The organism is Cytophaga hutchinsonii ATCC 33406, assembly GCF_000014145.1.
In the GTDB taxonomy this organism is placed as follows: Bacteria; Bacteroidota; Bacteroidia; order Cytophagales; family Cytophagaceae; genus Cytophaga; species Cytophaga hutchinsonii.
The window spans coordinates 2,305,360-2,321,651 of sequence record NC_008255.1; the positions used below are offsets into that span (position 1 = coordinate 2,305,360).

Genomic DNA, 16,292 nt, shown 5'->3' on the forward strand with positions numbered 1-16,292 from the left:
TTCCGCCGCCGCGGATCACAATTCATAATTCATAATTCATAATTTAAAAAATATAACCATATGAGAAAAATAACCGCAATTATTTCAACCGCTTTATTATTTGTATTCGCTTCCTTTGTAACCGATGGCGGTTATGCGGTTGGCGACAAGGCACGTGATTTTAAACTTAAGAACATTGACGATAAACTTTTTTCGCTTGCAGATAAAAAAGATGCAAAAGGCTTTATTGTTGTATTTACGTGTAATCACTGTCCGTACGCCGTTAAATACGAAGACCGTATTGTTGCCTTGAATAATAAATACGCAAAGTCAGGTTACCCTGTTGTAGCGATCAATCCCAATGATGCAACCGCATATCCGGATGACAATTTCGAGAACATGAAAAAAAGAGCTAAAAGTAAATCGTTTACTTTCCCATATTTAGTAGATGATACACAGGAAATTGCTAAAGCATACGGAGCAACAAAAACGCCGCATGTATTTGTATTGAAAAAAGAAAACGCAGATCTTGTTGTTAAATACATTGGTGCCATTGATGATAATACAGATGATGCTTCTGCTGTAACAACTAAATATGTAGAACAGGCTGTTGATGCGTTGCTGGCAGGTAAAGACGTTACTACTACTTCTACCAAAGCAATCGGTTGTGGTATCAAGTGGAAAAAATAAAGCTGATGAGTTGTCTTGTACAATCGCACATGTTTTAATAAAAATAATAGCCCACGATTAAAATCTTGGGCTATTATTTTTATCTCATTTTTTATTTTCCTGTACCAGCTGTTGAAATAGTTCATCTATCAATGGTTGATGCCTTTCCAGGTAATCTTTAAACCAGTCCATCTGTACGGTCGGTGGCAATCCTTCATAAGAAATAATTTTATAATCAACCAGGTTGTCGTTTATAAACTGCAGCAATTCGTTATATGCAGCAGAGCCTGTAGCTGAGTAAAATGCACGCATGGGATAGATCAGTAATACCGGAATAATTTCATTTCTATAATAACCAAGCTGCGCCAGCACAAAAAAATAAAGCTGCGCAATGTATGCGGCATTTGATTGCTGCCGGCAGGCAAAAGCATCAAATGCAACTTCGATTTCCTGATTTTTCACCAGCCATTTATCCTGAAATCTATGTATCAATTCAAGAATACATCCGCCCTCTATGGAACTTTTAAGCATCCTGTCATACCGCTCAAACGGATCCATGCTATATTTCATCCATGCTTGCAGCGGAAATATTTCCGCTGCTGCATGTAACGTATCCATCCGCGCAGGTTTCTTTCTGAAAATGTTAAAAAAACGAACCATCTATATGTAATTAAAAATGAAACAGCATACACAATTGAATTGCGGATAAATGTTAACGTAAGCGCGCAATAAAAAAACCGTACGCTTACATTAACCTTTATTCTTTAATGATTTTATAAAATTCATTTCCGGCCTTAAGCATATATATACCAGCATTCAGCTCTTCGCCAAATGAAACAGATTCAACATTTTTGTATGATGCTACAAGTTTTCCGGTCATGGTATAAACATCTACATTGATCGCCATACCGGTTTCAAGCGTAAATGTATTCGTACTTGGATTCGGATAGATGCGGGTTTGAGCTATATCAGCAGCTGCATGTACATCCGTTGTAATAGAACTAAACGTTGCTGTAATATTCTTATTCGCATTCATGGTAATGCTTAAGGGATTTGCAGTACCGGATGCATCGCCGCTCCAGCGGCTGAACACATACCCTGCAGCAGCTGTTGCAGTAAGCGTTTGTGTTGTACCGGCATTGAATGTACCGGAAGCCGGACTCACCGTACCGGAACCAGCAACGGTTGTAGCCAACGTATAAGTGGTTACGGCATCTGTACACGAAGGTGTTGTATTGAATGCCATCTGTACGGCAGTAAAATTGGTAAACGGAGCGTTACTATCAACATTCGAAACATCGGTTGCTCCTTTCCCATCGCAATCGCTTCTGCCATTTCTCCAATATGGAGCCTGCATGTAAACACCCGATGCACAACTGCCTACTTCTGCATCTCCGCCCACAATTACGTTTCCGGAATAATTTGCAGCCCAGCACATGGCATTGCCTTTTAGATTTGCCGTGTTGGTTACTGAACCGCCTTCCATCCAGGCATTACCTTCTATCAGTGCATTTCCGGATATGGTTGCATTATACACATAGGCATTTCCTTTTATAAGGGCACTGCCACTGATATTACCACCTTCAACTGTTGCATAATCTTCTATACGAACGCTGCCTGTAAGTGTACCGCCTTTAACAATGGCATATGGCCCAACATATACGGTTGATGCAACACTGGCATTATTGGAGATCCAGCCGCCCCCGTTGGAATGAATCTTACCGTTTGTTTTCAAAAACTTTCTAAAATCAGCCGCCGCCTGGTATCCTTCGGGTACGGCATTAGCAATTTTTAATTCATAGGGATACCTGCGTTGTTTGGGATACCCTACATCCATGTTATAATTCACATGCACCTTAGGTGCCGAATAAACGACCAGATAGATGTTTGATTCCGTTGCTGCATCCAGTGTAAACGAAGCTTCGCCATCTGTACTGTACATAGTGCTGTAACGCGAAACGGTACCATCTGCCTTTGTAGTTACAAAACCGTACCGCCAGCCGGCCTGTATGGTGTTTACTTCTGTATGTCCTTTAAACTTAATGGTTACTTTCTTTTGTGTTTCCGCACACGTCGGATACAACGGGATAATGTTCATGCCGTAATCCTGAGGGGCCCAGTCATCGTTGGTATAGTATTGATCCGTAGTACCTGCTACTTTTGTAAGTAAGGTAAACTGTCTGCTTACATAACGCGGCATATTATTCTTTATGGATTGATATACGCTGCGGATTGTTTTTCCAAAATTATTGGCAGTATTGATCTGATCGTTCCATTGGATCGGGTAATCAAAGGCTGGCTGGCGCTGGGCATATCCCCATAGATAATTGTTTAACTCTTCCTGTGTAAAACCTTTTAACCGTTTAATGGTTTCCAGCGGATGTTCCTGATTCTTTGATTCAGCCCACATTCTTCTGGTAAAATCAAAGCCTTCTTTTTCCTGCACATAAAACAGTAAATGGTAATTGGTATAATGATGGCGGTTAGAAGACCACATAAAGTGCCTTGTCTGCAGCCATCGTGTAAGTGTACCGTCGGTGTCTGCCCACTTTGGATATGCCATCGCACGCATGTAATTAGCATGCCCTTCAAAAAACGGACCGGCCCAGTCATATCCTGCAAAGGCATTTCCGTTGCCCGGATTTTCCTGAATACGCATCATCATCTGCAAGGTGTGTGCAAACTCGTGACTAAGCGCCCCTCCATCTTTTGTTGCCTGCGGATGTACAAACATGGCGCCGATAGTATTACTGAATGAACTGGCAGCCGCAAAGCCTGTTAAACGGGCATCGGTAGATGACCAGGTATTCATCATCATAATCATAATCTTATACTTACCGAAATTTGTGGAAGAGCCATTATTAATAAAATGCAGATCGGTGATGTAGCGTTTGAAAATATATTCGAGTGTATCTGCCACCGCCTGCGGATTGAAACGCAAATCAGCATCTGCATATACGGCAGGGTTTGTTCCTACTTTATCTCCCCAATACAAAACAAAATTTGCAGATTCGTATTTGCGTGTTTCAGATACATTGTTGTAATATTCACTGGCTGGATTATCAAATTCTGCTGGCCTGAAAACGGTTTTCTGCGCAGCGAGATTAAAAAAAATACTCATCCAAAGAATTCCAGGTAAAAGTTTTTTCATAGTGTCTGGTTTAGGGTTATAAAAGCAAGTGGATTAACTCTTTATGTAAGACAAACGAGCATATAAAAAGTAACGGAATAAATATAAAAAGCACAAAATGATCGGTTAAAATAATTCAAACCGTTTTTTAACAGGTATATGGTAGTATTACGCAGGTATCTCAAAACCCTCCAAAGCAAAAATCCGGAGTCTGTTTGTTACAGCCCCCGGATCAGCATTTTTTTTACCTGACTATTGACTCAAGGATATATAATCAGAAATATAAAAGCAAATAAATTCACTAAAAGCACGACGCCATATACAATATTGGTTCTTCCGCTGCTTAATGAAAGCATGACAGTAAACACTGATAGTCCTAAGAGGATAATGGATTTAATATCAAGCCCCATAATAATTTTCATATCATTCATGATACAAACAACTGCTACACTTGGAATAGTCAAGCCGATACTTGCTAACGCAGATCCAAGTGATAGATTTAAACTTGTCTGGAGTTTGTTATTTCTTGCGGCAATAATAGCAGCAATACATTCCGGCAACAAAATTATTATTGCAATCACAACACCTACTAGTGTTACAGGCAATTGATAGCTGATAATAATGCTTTCAATGGTTGGTGAAAGTGTTTTTGCTAATAATACAACGATTCCCAGACTAACCAGCAGAAACAAAAGGCTTATAGCCAAATTCCAGTTACTGATTACAGTAACGTTATCTGTATCGTCTTTTCCCGAAAGAAAATATTCCCTGTGCCTGGATGTCTGGGCAAATAAAAAGAAAAAATATATAACCAGACATGCAATGGAAGCAAAAATAAGCTGAGGTGTTGAATAGTAAGAACCGTGTACACTTTCAGTAAACGTTGGCACAACAAGGGTGAATACCACTATAGAGATGAGTGAAACAAGAGCAATCGTTACAGAATGTTTTGAGAATTCCTGTTCGTGATGCTTCAACCCGCCAATAAACAGACTAAGGCCAACAATTCCATTAAGAATAAGCATGGTTGCAGAATATACCGTATCTCTGGCTAATGAAACAGATTCCTGACCGCCGGATACCATAAGTGATACAATTATTGAAACCTCAATTACAGTAATTGCAATCGCAAGAATAATTGTTCCATACGGTTCACCTACTCTGTGTGCAATGATTTCAGAATGGTGTACTGCTGACATAACACTCAGAATAAGGAGTATGCTTGCTATGATCTGTACAATAGTATTGTTGTCAATAAATCCGGAGAAAAAAAGTGCCCATGCCAGAATCGGAATTATGATTGTCCATTGAAGTAATAATTTCATCTTTCTACAATTTGGTAAATTGTAAGATAGCATTTTATTTCTAATCGGCCTTAATGAAATCAAAGAATTTGCGCATGCATGCATCTCTTCTATGCGCTATTCCGACACAGCATTGAAAAGGATGTGGTATAATATATCAATTACTATTTGTATTACTGACAGCCAAGCATCACGATTTATTATTACTCCAGTCCCTGCTTACCAGGCATCCAGAATGGTTTAATCCGGATATTTTTTGTTTTCCAGCTTTTAAATTTTCTGAAGTAGGTATTCAGCGCTACACATATACGCCCATCGCCTCCGATATATACAATCGCATCAGCAGTATTTACAGGTGGTTTGAGTTCTATGAGTTCTTTTATCTGCTCTATCGGATTGTGCGGCAATTCATAAAACTCAAACGGAAGTAAACCATCCAGGTCGGTAAACAGTTGTGATTTTTTTTCTGCATAGATAATACCACGCATGATTTTAGTATCAGGCAGATTTCTCCTGATGGCATAAAAGTGTGCAAGTGTTGTCGCATCACCAATGAATAGATATTCAGATGCATGAACATTCAGTAAAAAATTCCCTTGTGGAGCGGTAAGATATATTTCTTCTCCCGCTTTTACAGATTTTATCCAGTTACTGCCCGGCCCGCCTGAATGTGCACAGATTGTTAGATTCATAGTGCCGTTGCCACTGTGGTAATTCCAGATCGAATACGTACGGATCTTTTCCCTTAAGCCCAGTTTTTTGTCCATACCAATAAAGATACGCACCTGTTGTCCGGGAATATATGCCAGATTCTGCAGCGCTTTCCCTGCAATGATCAGGTGAAACACATTGTCTGCAATCTGTTCTTTGGAAATAACCAATGCTTTATTTAAAAATCTGCGTGCGATCGAATCTGCTATGCCCATACGGATGTGTTTTTATGATAGAGAGACGGATATTACAAAAAAATATTGTAATCTTAACCATTCAGCAGTGCTGAAAAGTAGATCCAGGCGCAAAATTCTCTTAACTTAATTTGTATATGCAGGAATAGTGTTCAATGTATGAATTTACTGGAGCAAAAAGCGATATACTTTCGTACTAGATGCATTTAAAATGCGAACACGAAAAAATCTTATAAACACTACATTTAATAATCAATAGATCCATGTTGAAAAACATATTAATTATAGATGACGAAGAAAAACTGAGAACCTTACTCGCAAGGATTATCAGTCTGGAAGGTTTTGAAGTGCTTCAGGCAGGCGACATTAAAACAGCATTTAAGAAATTAGAACAAGCAGATATTGATGTTGTACTCTGCGACGTGAAACTGCCGGATGGTAATGGTATTGATACATGCACAAAAATAAAAGAGCGATATCCATTCACAGAAATTATTCTATTAACGGCATATGGAAATATTCCCGATGGTGTCCAGTCCATTAAAAATGGCGCCTTTGATTATATAACCAAAGGTGATGACAACAATAAAATTATTCCATTGCTCTATCGGGCAATGGATAAAGTATCGCTGGCTAAACGTGTTCAGCAATTAGAAAAACAACTTGGCGACAAACACTCTTTTGATAAAATTACAGGCAAATCAAAATCCCTTTTGCACGCCATTGACTTAGCAAAGAAGGTTGCACAAACAGATACAACCGTTCTATTGACCGGCGAAACAGGAACAGGAAAAGAAGTTTTTGCTCAAGCCATTCATCAGGAAAGCAATCGCAGTAAACAAAACTTTGTAGCGATCAATTGTTCCGCATTCAGCACAGATCTTCTGGAAAGTGAAATGTTTGGGCACAAAGCCGGTTCATTTACCGGAGCAACAAAAGATCAAAAAGGGGTATTTGAAGAGGCGAACAACGGCACCATTTTTTTAGATGAAATTGGAGAAATGGCCATAAACTTACAGGCAAAATTACTCCGTGTGATTGAGACCGGAGAGTTTTTAAAAGTTGGTGAAAGCAAAGTCACGAAAGTGAATGTTCGCATTATTGCTGCTACAAACAGAGATTTACAAAAAGAGATTGTAGCCGGACATTTCAGAGAAGATCTTTTTTACCGCATTTCTGTTTTTCAAATTCAATTGCCGCCACTGCGCGAACGCATGGTCGATATTGAATTGCTGGCACATCATTTTTTATCCTTGTTTTCAAGCAAGACCAATAAAAAAATCAAACGTATATCAAACGAATGTATTGAAGCACTTAAACAACACACCTGGAATGGTAATATACGTGAACTCAAAAATGTTATTGAACGTGCTGTGATCTTATCAACCAGCGATGAGATTCAACTAAATCAATTACCGGTTGAATTTCAATATCATTCTATTGATAAGAATGGAAAACAACTTTCCGCTTTCGACCTGGCAAGCGCAGAAAAAATCCATATTCAAAAAGTGTTGAATTATACGAATGGAAATAAAACAAAAGCATCTGAATTATTAAATATTGCGCTGACTACCCTTTACCGAAAATTAGAAGAATATAAAATAAGCTGACGCCTTTCCCTAGCGAAACGATCGTGTAAACCCTTTCAAAATGAAAGGGTTTTTTATTGCCCGGTTGTATAAAAAAGTATTAAATAACACATTTCCAAAGTTTTACCACACACTAATGTATGCTGGTACAAGAGTTGAAAAAGATCATGTAGTTGACTAAACAAGTAAACTACATCATTGAAATTACTAAAAATACACAACACCATGATCACAGGAATTCTTATTACAACAGGCATCATCATGTATGCACTCTTTTATACATCCATTAACTGGTTTGAAAAAATCTAATCCTATGGCAGCATTATTTATTATCGCACTTGCAGTATTTGGTTATATGTGCTACGTATTGCTTAAACCTGAAAAATTCTAATCCTATGAATACTGAAATCTCTGGTATACTCTTGATGTATGCGCTCGTTATTGCGCTCGCTATTCCTTTAGGCAGATACATTGGTAAGATCTTCAACTACGAACATACGTGGCTGGATATCATCTTCGATCCCCTTGACAAGCTCTTCTTTAAGCTTAGTGCTATTGATCCAACAAAGGAAATGAATTGGAAGCAACATCTGATCGCCTTGCTTACCATCAATCTTGTATGGTTCATTATGGCCATGCTGGTACTTACAAACATGAGCTGGCTGCCTTTAAATCCGGATGGCAATCCTTCTATGAGCGGCGATCTGGCGTTTAACACCGCAGTAAGTTTTGTTACAAACACAAACCTTCAACACTATTCCGGTGAAAGCGGTCTTTCCTATCTGGGACAATTGATTTTAATGCTGTGGCAGTTTATCAGTGCCGGAACAGGAATCGCTATTTGTGCCGTTGTATTTGTAGCGATGAAAGAACGCACAACCAACACCTTAGGTAATTTTTATTCCTTCTTCGTGAGAAGCTGTACACGCATCTTATTACCTATTGCATTTGTTGTCGCGATAGTTCTTGCCTTCAACGGCATGCCAATGACCTTTGAAGGTAAGGATACCATGGTAACACTTCAAGGTGATACCATTCAGGTAAGCCGCGGTCCGGTTGCAGGATTTGTTGCCATTAAACATTTGGGGACAAATGGCGGCGGTTTCTTCGGTGTAAACTCCGCACATCCATTTGAGAACCCAAACTATTTCACCAATATCACTGAAATGGTAACGCAAATGCTGATTCCAATTGCCATGATCTTTGCATTGGGTTTTGTTCTGAAGCGCAAAAAACTATCCTGGATGATCTTTGGAGTAATGAGCATTGGATTCATCTTATTAACGATTCCAACCATACTCTTCGAAATGCATGGCAATCAAAATATAACTACCATGGGCATTGCACAAGAGATGGGCAGCATGGAAGGAAAAGAAGTCCGCTTTGGTTCTGCAGCTTCAGCCTATTGGAGCATTGCAACCACTGTCATTTCAACAGGAAGTGTGAACAGCATGCACGACAGCTTCACTCCGCTTTCCGGTATGAATCAAATGCTTGCCATGATGATCAATTCCTTTTATGGCGGCTGTGGCGTAGGTATGCTGAACTTCTATATTTTCATTATACTGGCCGTGTTCATTAGTGGTTTGATGGTGGGAAGAACACCTGAATTTCTGGGTAAAAAAATTGAAGCCAAAGAAATGAAAATCGCAATGATCATTGCTTTACTGCATCCCCTCTTAATTCTTGTCGGCACTGCAATTGCATGCTCTGCTCCTGCTGTAACTGCAGGTACATTAAGCAATCCCGGATTTCATGGCTTTAGCCAGATGCTGTATGAATTCACTTCTTCTTCTGCTAACAATGGCAGCGGCTTTGAAGGTTTAGGTGACAATACTCCTTTCTGGAACATAGCCTGCGGACTCGTTATGCTTCTGGGACGCTACCTTCCGATAATCGGGCCTGTTGCCATTGCCGGAATCTTAGCAAGTAAAAAATATATTCCGGAAAGCAACGGAACATTAAATACAGATACAGCCACATTTGGTTTAATGGTGTTTGCTGTAATTGCATTGGTAGCCGCACTTGCGTTCTTCCCTGCGCTTACCTTAGGTCCGATCGCTGAATATTTCTCCATCATTTAATTATATAGAAAATGACAAAGCCACATACATCGTTGTTTCAAAAAGAGTTGATGCAGGAAGCATTGAAACAATCCTTTATAAAACTCAATCCTAAAATTATGTTCCGAAATCCTGTCATGTTTACAGTAGAGATCGGAACCGCAGTAATGTTTGCTGTATGCCTCTGGATCTTATCCGGAGAAGCATCACAAGGAAGCTTTACATATAACTTTATTGTATTCCTCGTTCTGTTGTTAACCTTGTTATTTGCGAATTTTGCTGAAGCAATCGCCGAAGCACGAGGAAAAGCGCAAGCAGACAGTCTGCGTAAAACAAGGGAAGAAACGCCCACCAAATTAGTAAGCGGACAAATCATCTCTTCCTCTCAATTAAAAAAAGGTGATGTATTTATATGCGAAGCAGGCGATCTTATTGCAACGGATGGTGAAATCATTGAAGGTCTTGCAACCATTGATGAAAGCGCCATTACGGGAGAAAGTGCACCTGTGATCCGTGAATCGGGCGGTGATAAAAGCTCTGTTACTGGTGGTACAAAAGTATTATCGGATAAAATAAAAGTACAGGTAACAACCGAACCCGGAGAAAGCTTCTTGGATAAAATGATTGCTTTGGTTGAAGGTGCGAGCCGACAAAAAACACCAAATGAAATTGCATTGACAATTCTGTTGGCTGGTTTTACGTTGGTATTTATTATTGTGACCATCACATTAAAACCCTTTGCTGATTATGCCAACACCCCAATCACTATTGCCGCATTCATTTCTTTATTTGTTTGTTTGATCCCAACAACTATTGGTGGTTTGCTTTCAGCCATCGGAATTGCAGGCATGGATCGAGCATTGCGCGCCAATGTCATTACCAAGAGTGGTAAAGCAGTTGAAACAGCCGGCGACATAGACGTTCTGTTGTTAGATAAAACAGGAACCATTACGATTGGCAATAGAAAAGCAACATATTTTTATCCGGGTACAGGTGTTGATGAAAAATATTTCATTACCTGCGCTACACTTAGTTCCATGAGCGACGAAACACCGGAAGGGAAATCCATTATTGAATTAGCAGGCGTAAATCCGGCAAGTTATAATATTGAAAATCCTCGTTTCATAAAATTCACTGCAGAAACACGATGCTCCGGTATTGATTATGAAAATACGCGCATTCGGAAAGGTGCTGCAGACGCTATCAAACGTTTGGCAGAAAAAGAAGGAAATGTTTATTCTACAGAAACTACTGAACGTGTAACAGCAATTTCAAGCAATGGCGGAACCCCTTTAGTAATTTCAGTAAACGAAAAAATAATCGGTGTCATTGAATTGCAGGATATCATCAAACCCGGCATACAGGAACGTTTTGAACGCCTTCGAAAAATGGGTATCAAAACAGTTATGGTTACAGGAGATAATCCGTTAACGGCAAAATTCATTGCAGAAAAAGCCGGTGTAGATGATTTTATTGCGGAGGCAAAACCGGAAGATAAAATGAACTACATCAAAAAAGAACAATCGGAAGGCAGATTGGTAGCCATGATGGGGGACGGAACAAACGATGCTCCTGCCCTTGCACAAGCAGATGTAGGCGTGGCGATGAACAGCGGAACGCAGGCAGCGAAAGAAGCCGGCAACATGGTTGACTTAGATAATGATCCAACCAAACTGATTGAGATCGTTGAGATCGGAAAGCAATTATTAATGACACGGGGAACCTTAACAACCTTCAGTATTGCGAATGATGTAGCCAAATATTTTGCCATCATTCCGGCACTGTTTATTGTAGGCATACCTTCGTTACAAAGTTTGAATATTATGAAGTTGCATAGTCCGGAAAGTGCGATACTTTCAGCGGTTATCTTTAATGCCATTATTATTCCATTTCTGATTCCACTGGCATTAAAAGGTGTTGCATACAAACCCATTGGTGCTAGTGCACTGCTCCGCCGAAACCTATTGATCTATGGCTTAGGTGGTGTGATCATACCATTCATAGGTATTAAAGCAATTGATCTTATTGTTTCTTTATTCATTTAAATAAAAAAATATTATGAAATCGAATATACTTCCTTCCATAAAATTAACACTTGTTTGTCTTGTTTTCTTTATGGGTATTTATACACTTGCGGTATACGGCATTGCACAATTCACACCAAATAATGGCAATGGTGACATGATTGTGCACAATGGAAAAATCTATTACAGCAACATCGGACAGGCGTTTACAGACGACAGCTATTTCAACTCAAGACCATCTGCAGTAGGCTATAATGCAGCAGGTTCGGGTGGCAGTAACAAAGGTCCGGGTAATCCGGACTATTTAAAAGAAGTACAGGCACGCATTGATACCTTTCTGGTTCATAATCCAGGTGTAAGCAAATCAGAGATCCCATCGGATCTGGTAACAGCAAGCGGAAGCGGGTTAGATCCGAATATTTCTGTGCAAGCGGCAAAGGTGCAAATAAAACGTATTGCTAACATTCGTAATATTGCAGAAGAAACATTATTTCAATTAATCGAACAACAAACTGAGAAACCATTGTTGGGATTATTCGGTACTGAAAAAATAAATGTACTGAAACTCAATATTGCTTTAGATGATTTAAAATAACCGTAAATATTAAAAAAATAATCTTAGTGAAAAACACCCTTAAAGTTATATATGTAAGTGTTGGCATGTTCATAGCTGCAACACATACGATTCAAGCGCAGGTAACAGATCAAACACAAAAGACCGTATCCGATACCATACCTGAAACCAAATCACTAAAGCAAGTAACCAACAATATAACAATATCGGGTTATATCGAAACCTATTATGGATATGATTTCAGCAATCCGGATAATCATACAAGACCAGGTTTTGTATATTCTTATAACAGGCACAACGAAGTAAATCTCAATCTGGGTTTTATAAAAATAGCGTATGGAACAGACAAGATACGAGCAAACATTGCACTCATGACAGGTACCTATGCCAATGCCAATCTTGCGGCTGAACCAGGGGTTTTGAAAAATATATACGAAGCAAATGTTGGTGCTAAAATATCCAGAAGAAAAAATCTCTGGGTTGATGCTGGTATTTTCGCTTCACACATAGGCTTTGAAAGTGCCGTTGGTAAAGATTGCTGGAATTTGACGCGAAGTATGGTAGCTGACAATTCTCCTTATTATGAAAGTGGTGCAAAAATTTCTTACACCAGTGATAACGAAAAATGGTTTGTAAGCGGATTGGTTTTAAACGGATGGCAGCGCATACAGCGTGTTGACGGCAATAACATGCCTGCGTTTGGACATCAACTTACGTATAAACCAACATCAAAAATAACGTTAAATAGTAGTTCCTTTGTAGGTAGTGATTCACCTGACAGCACAAGACAAATGCGCTATTACCATAACCTCTATGGCATCTTTCAGCTTCATGAAAAATTCGGTGTCATACTGGGCTTTGATATTGGATTTCAACAAAAATCTAAAGGAAGCAGTCATTATAATACCTGGTTCACGCCAGTTGTCCAGGCAAGATATAATGTATCATCAAAATCAACGATTGCTGCGCGGCTTGAATATTACAGCGATGTAAATGGTGTGATTATTTCAAGCACTACTCCACATGGCTTTCAAACCTACGGCTACTCCCTTAACATGGATTACAAAATTGCAGAAAATGTAATCTGGCGTATGGAAGGAAAAGCATTTAGTAGTATCGATAAAATATTTATATTAGATAATAAGCCAAACAACAACAATTACGTACTAACAACATCCTTAGCCATTTCTTTCTAAATGAGTGAAAAAGATAAAACCGTTCAGCACTTTCTGGATCTGATCAAAAAATCCAGAAAAGGTAAATTTAAAATCTACATCGGCATGAGTGCCGGTGTAGGTAAATCATACCGTATGCTGCAGGAAGCACATGCCTTACTGAAAAATGGTATTGATGTAAAGATCGGTTTTATCGAAACGCACAATCGCAAAGAAACACATGCGTTGTTGGAAGGTTTACCTGTTGTACCCAGACGCAAATTATTTTACAAGGGTAAAGAATTAGAAGAAATGGATGTGCAGGCCATTATTAATTTACGTCCTGAGGTTGTAATTGTAGATGAACTTGCGCATACCAATATTGAAGGAAGTAAAAATGAAAAACGCTGGCAGGATGTGATCGAAATTTTAGAAGCCGGTATCAACGTCATTTCGGCCGTAAACATTCAGCACATTGAAAGCCTGAATGAAGAAGTAAAAACAATCACGGGTGTTGAAGTAAAAGAACGCATCCCCGATAGTATCTTAACCCAAGCCGATGAAGTTGTAAATATTGATCTTACAGCCGACGAATTGATTATCCGTTTAAAAGAAGGGAAAATATATCAGGAAGAAAAAATACAGGCTGCCTTACAGAATTTCTTTAAAAGCGATCATATTTTGCAACTCCGTGAATTAGCACTCAAAGAAGTAGCTTCTCAAGTAGAACGGAAAGTTGAAACCGAAGTAACGAAAACGCATGCCATTAAACACGAACGTTTTTTAGCGTGTATCAGCAGCAACGATCATGCAGCAAAAGAAGTGATTCGAAAAACAGCACGACTGGCAAATTATTACCATAGCAAGTGGTATGTGTTATATATACAAACACCGAATGAACATGCAGATAAAATAGCACTAGATAAGCAACGCCATTTGATAAATAATTTTAAATTAGCAACCGAATTGGGTGCAGAAATTATTAAGGTAGAAAGTGCTTCTGTTACAAAAATGATCGTAAGTCAAGCCATTGAAAGGAACATCACTACTATTTGTATTGGTAAGCCTCGTTTAAATGTGTTCAAAATTATCTGGAGAACCAACGTATTAAATACGCTTTTCAAAAAGTTATCTTCTAACAATATTGACCTTGTAATTCTATCTTAAATGAAAATAAAAACAAAACTGACCTTAGGTGTTGGATTATTATTTCTCCTAATCATTTTATTAAGTGCTGTTGGAACCAGATACATCAATGCATTAAAGTCAGATACGGAAAATATTTTAGTTGCAAACTACAACTCTTTGGAGTACGCACGCTTCATGTTAAGTTCGTTAGAAGAACAAAGTTCTCAAGCCATTTCTACATTCGAAAATAACTTAACAAAGCAGGAAGCAAATCTAACAGAAACAGGAGAAAAAAACATTACTACAGAAATACGAAATCAGTATAACCGATATAAAATCAATAGATCAGACAGTACCTTATTGCCACAGATCCGACATGGCATTTATAAAATAATGGATCTGAATATGCAGGGAATTCAAAGGAAAAGTGAAATTGCAAAATCTACCGCCAACAAAGCGATCTTCTGGATTGCTGTTACGGGAACACTCTGCTTTGTGATTGCATTCACCTTATTGATCAATTTACCTTCCAACATTGCAAATCCGATCAAAGAACTTACCGAAAGTATTCAACAGATCGCTGAAAAAAAATATTCCGAACGCGTACATTTTGAAGGTCATAATGAATTTGGTGAACTTGCCAAATCTTTCAATACGATGGCTGAAAAATTAGAAGAATACAACAGCAGCAACCTTGCTAAGCTGATGATGGAGAAAAAACGTATTGAAAGCCTCATTAACAATATGTATGACCCCGTCATTGGCCTGGATGAAAATCTAAAAATACTTTTTGTTAATGAACAAGCGATCAAAATCATTGGCATTTCTCAGGAGGAACTTATCGGACACTATACACAGGAACTGGCAATAAAAAACGATCTCGTACGCACTCTTGTACAAGATCTGATGGTGGCTGAAAACACACCATCAAATAAAGCCATACCTATTAAAATTTATTCAAATAATAAAGAAGGCTATTTTGAAAAAGAGATTCTGCACATCTCCGTTACTCCTACCGGTGAGCAAGTAAAACAATTGATCGGTCATGTTATTATACTGCGGAACATTACAGAATATAAGGAATTGGATTTTGCCAAAACAAATTTCATTGCCACCGTTTCGCACGAATTCAAAACACCTATCTCTTCCATTAAAATGAGTTTGCAATTGCTGGAAAACAAACAGATCGGCATGCTCAATGAAGAACAGCAAAATCTATTGGAAAGTATTAAAGAAGATGCGAATCGTTTGCTTAAGATAACAGGTGAGCTTTTAAATATGACACAGGTTGAAAGCGGAAACATTCAATTATCTATTCTGCCGAATGATCCAAAGGAAATTTTATTTTATGCCATCAATGCCACAAAAACACAAGCCGAACAGAAAAACATCTCACTTAAAATTACTGCTCCGGACAACATACCGCATGTACTGGCCGACAATGAAAAAACAGCGTGGGTGCTTATCAACCTATTATCCAATGCCATTCGCTATTCGTACGACAATTCTACCATTCAATTAGCAATTGCATCGCGTGATAATAAGGTAACGATATCTGTAAAAGATACCGGACAAGGCATTGCGTCTCAATACAAAGACAAAATATTCAACCGATACTTTCGTGTACCCGGAACAAAAAAAGAAGGTACCGGACTTGGCTTAGCCATCAGCAAAGAATTTATAGAAGCACAAGGCGGCTCCATCTCCGTTGATAGTGAATTCGGGAGCGGCAGTACGTTTACGATTGGGTTGTTAGTGGCCGGCGGACAGTAG

At 38.8% G+C, this 16,292-nt stretch carries 13 protein-coding genes; 9 read left to right on the forward strand and 4 right to left on the reverse strand.

Features of this window, described 5'->3' with window-relative positions:
* Positions 1-60 precede the first annotated feature (60 nt).
* Positions 61-669: a thioredoxin family protein gene (locus tag CHU_RS09665; RefSeq protein ID WP_011585359.1), complete on the forward strand. Its 609-nt coding sequence runs from the start codon at positions 61-63 to the stop codon at positions 667-669.
* Positions 670-753: 84 nt separating this feature from the next.
* Here CHU_RS09665 and CHU_RS09670 read toward each other — a convergent pair whose 3' ends face one another.
* The 4 genes from CHU_RS09670 to CHU_RS09685 form a co-directional block, all read right to left on the reverse strand.
* The gene (locus tag CHU_RS09670) at positions 754-1,266 is read right to left on the reverse strand and encodes a hypothetical protein (protein ID WP_143144033.1); all 513 of its coding nucleotides are present in this window, start codon (positions 1,264-1,266) and stop codon (positions 754-756) included.
* A 139-nt stretch (positions 1,267-1,405) separates the two neighbouring features.
* Positions 1,406-3,799 carry a DUF6055 domain-containing protein gene (locus CHU_RS09675; protein ID WP_011585361.1) on the reverse strand — a complete coding sequence of 798 codons (2,394 nt, stop codon included), beginning with the start codon at positions 3,797-3,799 and terminating at the stop codon, positions 1,406-1,408.
* A gap of 239 nt (positions 3,800-4,038) precedes the next feature.
* Positions 4,039-5,103 (reverse strand): calcium:proton antiporter, encoded by a 1,065-nt coding sequence (locus CHU_RS09680; RefSeq protein WP_041932316.1) that lies wholly within the window; start codon positions 5,101-5,103, stop codon positions 4,039-4,041.
* A gap of 182 nt (positions 5,104-5,285) precedes the next feature.
* Positions 5,286-6,008: a siderophore-interacting protein gene (locus tag CHU_RS09685; RefSeq protein WP_041932317.1), complete on the reverse strand. Its 723-nt coding sequence runs from the start codon at positions 6,006-6,008 to the stop codon at positions 5,286-5,288.
* 242 nt (positions 6,009-6,250) lie between these two features.
* Between CHU_RS09685 and CHU_RS09690 the strand changes: the two genes are divergently transcribed.
* The 8 genes from CHU_RS09690 (at position 6,251) to CHU_RS09720 (ending at position 16,292) form a co-directional block, all read left to right on the forward strand.
* Positions 6,251-7,597 carry a sigma-54-dependent transcriptional regulator gene (locus CHU_RS09690; RefSeq protein WP_011585364.1) on the forward strand — a complete coding sequence of 449 codons (1,347 nt, stop codon included), beginning with the start codon at positions 6,251-6,253 and terminating at the stop codon, positions 7,595-7,597.
* Between the two features lie 292 nt (positions 7,598-7,889).
* A complete protein-coding gene (gene kdpF / locus CHU_RS19390; RefSeq protein ID WP_143144051.1) occupies positions 7,890-7,967 on the forward strand; it encodes a K(+)-transporting ATPase subunit F in 78 nt (25 codons plus the stop codon).
* A gap of 4 nt (positions 7,968-7,971) precedes the next feature.
* Positions 7,972-9,660: a potassium-transporting ATPase subunit KdpA gene (gene kdpA, locus CHU_RS09695; protein WP_041932318.1), complete on the forward strand. Its 1,689-nt coding sequence runs from the start codon at positions 7,972-7,974 to the stop codon at positions 9,658-9,660.
* A gap of 11 nt (positions 9,661-9,671) precedes the next feature.
* Positions 9,672-11,684, forward strand: coding sequence for a potassium-transporting ATPase subunit KdpB (gene kdpB, locus CHU_RS09700; RefSeq protein ID WP_011585366.1), 2,013 nt, complete (start codon positions 9,672-9,674; stop codon positions 11,682-11,684).
* Positions 11,685-11,697: 13 nt separating this feature from the next.
* Entirely contained in the window at positions 11,698-12,258 is a 561-nt protein-coding gene (locus tag CHU_RS09705) for a K(+)-transporting ATPase subunit C (protein WP_011585367.1), read from the forward strand.
* Positions 12,259-12,284: 26 nt separating this feature from the next.
* Complete coding sequence (locus CHU_RS09710) at positions 12,285-13,433, forward strand: porin (RefSeq protein WP_011585368.1); 1,149 nt, start codon at positions 12,285-12,287, stop codon at positions 13,431-13,433.
* Complete coding sequence (locus CHU_RS09715) at positions 13,434-14,558, forward strand: sensor kinase for the kdp operon (RefSeq protein ID WP_011585369.1); 1,125 nt, start codon at positions 13,434-13,436, stop codon at positions 14,556-14,558.
* A complete protein-coding gene (locus CHU_RS09720; protein ID WP_011585370.1) occupies positions 14,559-16,292 on the forward strand; it encodes a sensor histidine kinase in 1,734 nt (577 codons plus the stop codon).

Coding starts and splice junctions, on each gene's coding strand:
- CHU_RS09715 (WP_011585369.1), top strand. CDS start 13,434: ATGAGTGAAAAAGATAAAACCGTTCAGCACTTTCTGGATCTGATCAAA.
- kdpF (WP_143144051.1), top strand. CDS start 7,890: ATGGCAGCATTATTTATTATCGCACTTGCAGTATTTGGTTATATGTGC.
- kdpA (WP_041932318.1), top strand. CDS start 7,972: ATGAATACTGAAATCTCTGGTATACTCTTGATGTATGCGCTCGTTATT.
- CHU_RS09705 (WP_011585367.1), top strand. CDS start 11,698: ATGAAATCGAATATACTTCCTTCCATAAAATTAACACTTGTTTGTCTT.
- CHU_RS09720 (WP_011585370.1), top strand. CDS start 14,559: ATGAAAATAAAAACAAAACTGACCTTAGGTGTTGGATTATTATTTCTC.
- CHU_RS09680 (WP_041932316.1), bottom strand. CDS start 5,103: ATGAAATTATTACTTCAATGGACAATCATAATTCCGATTCTGGCATGG.
- CHU_RS09675 (WP_011585361.1), bottom strand. CDS start 3,799: ATGAAAAAACTTTTACCTGGAATTCTTTGGATGAGTATTTTTTTTAAT.
- CHU_RS09665 (WP_011585359.1), top strand. CDS start 61: ATGAGAAAAATAACCGCAATTATTTCAACCGCTTTATTATTTGTATTC.
- CHU_RS09690 (WP_011585364.1), top strand. CDS start 6,251: ATGTTGAAAAACATATTAATTATAGATGACGAAGAAAAACTGAGAACC.
- CHU_RS09685 (WP_041932317.1), bottom strand. CDS start 6,008: ATGGGCATAGCAGATTCGATCGCACGCAGATTTTTAAATAAAGCATTG.
- kdpB (WP_011585366.1), top strand. CDS start 9,672: ATGACAAAGCCACATACATCGTTGTTTCAAAAAGAGTTGATGCAGGAA.
- CHU_RS09670 (WP_143144033.1), bottom strand. CDS start 1,266: ATGGATACGTTACATGCAGCAGCGGAAATATTTCCGCTGCAAGCATGG.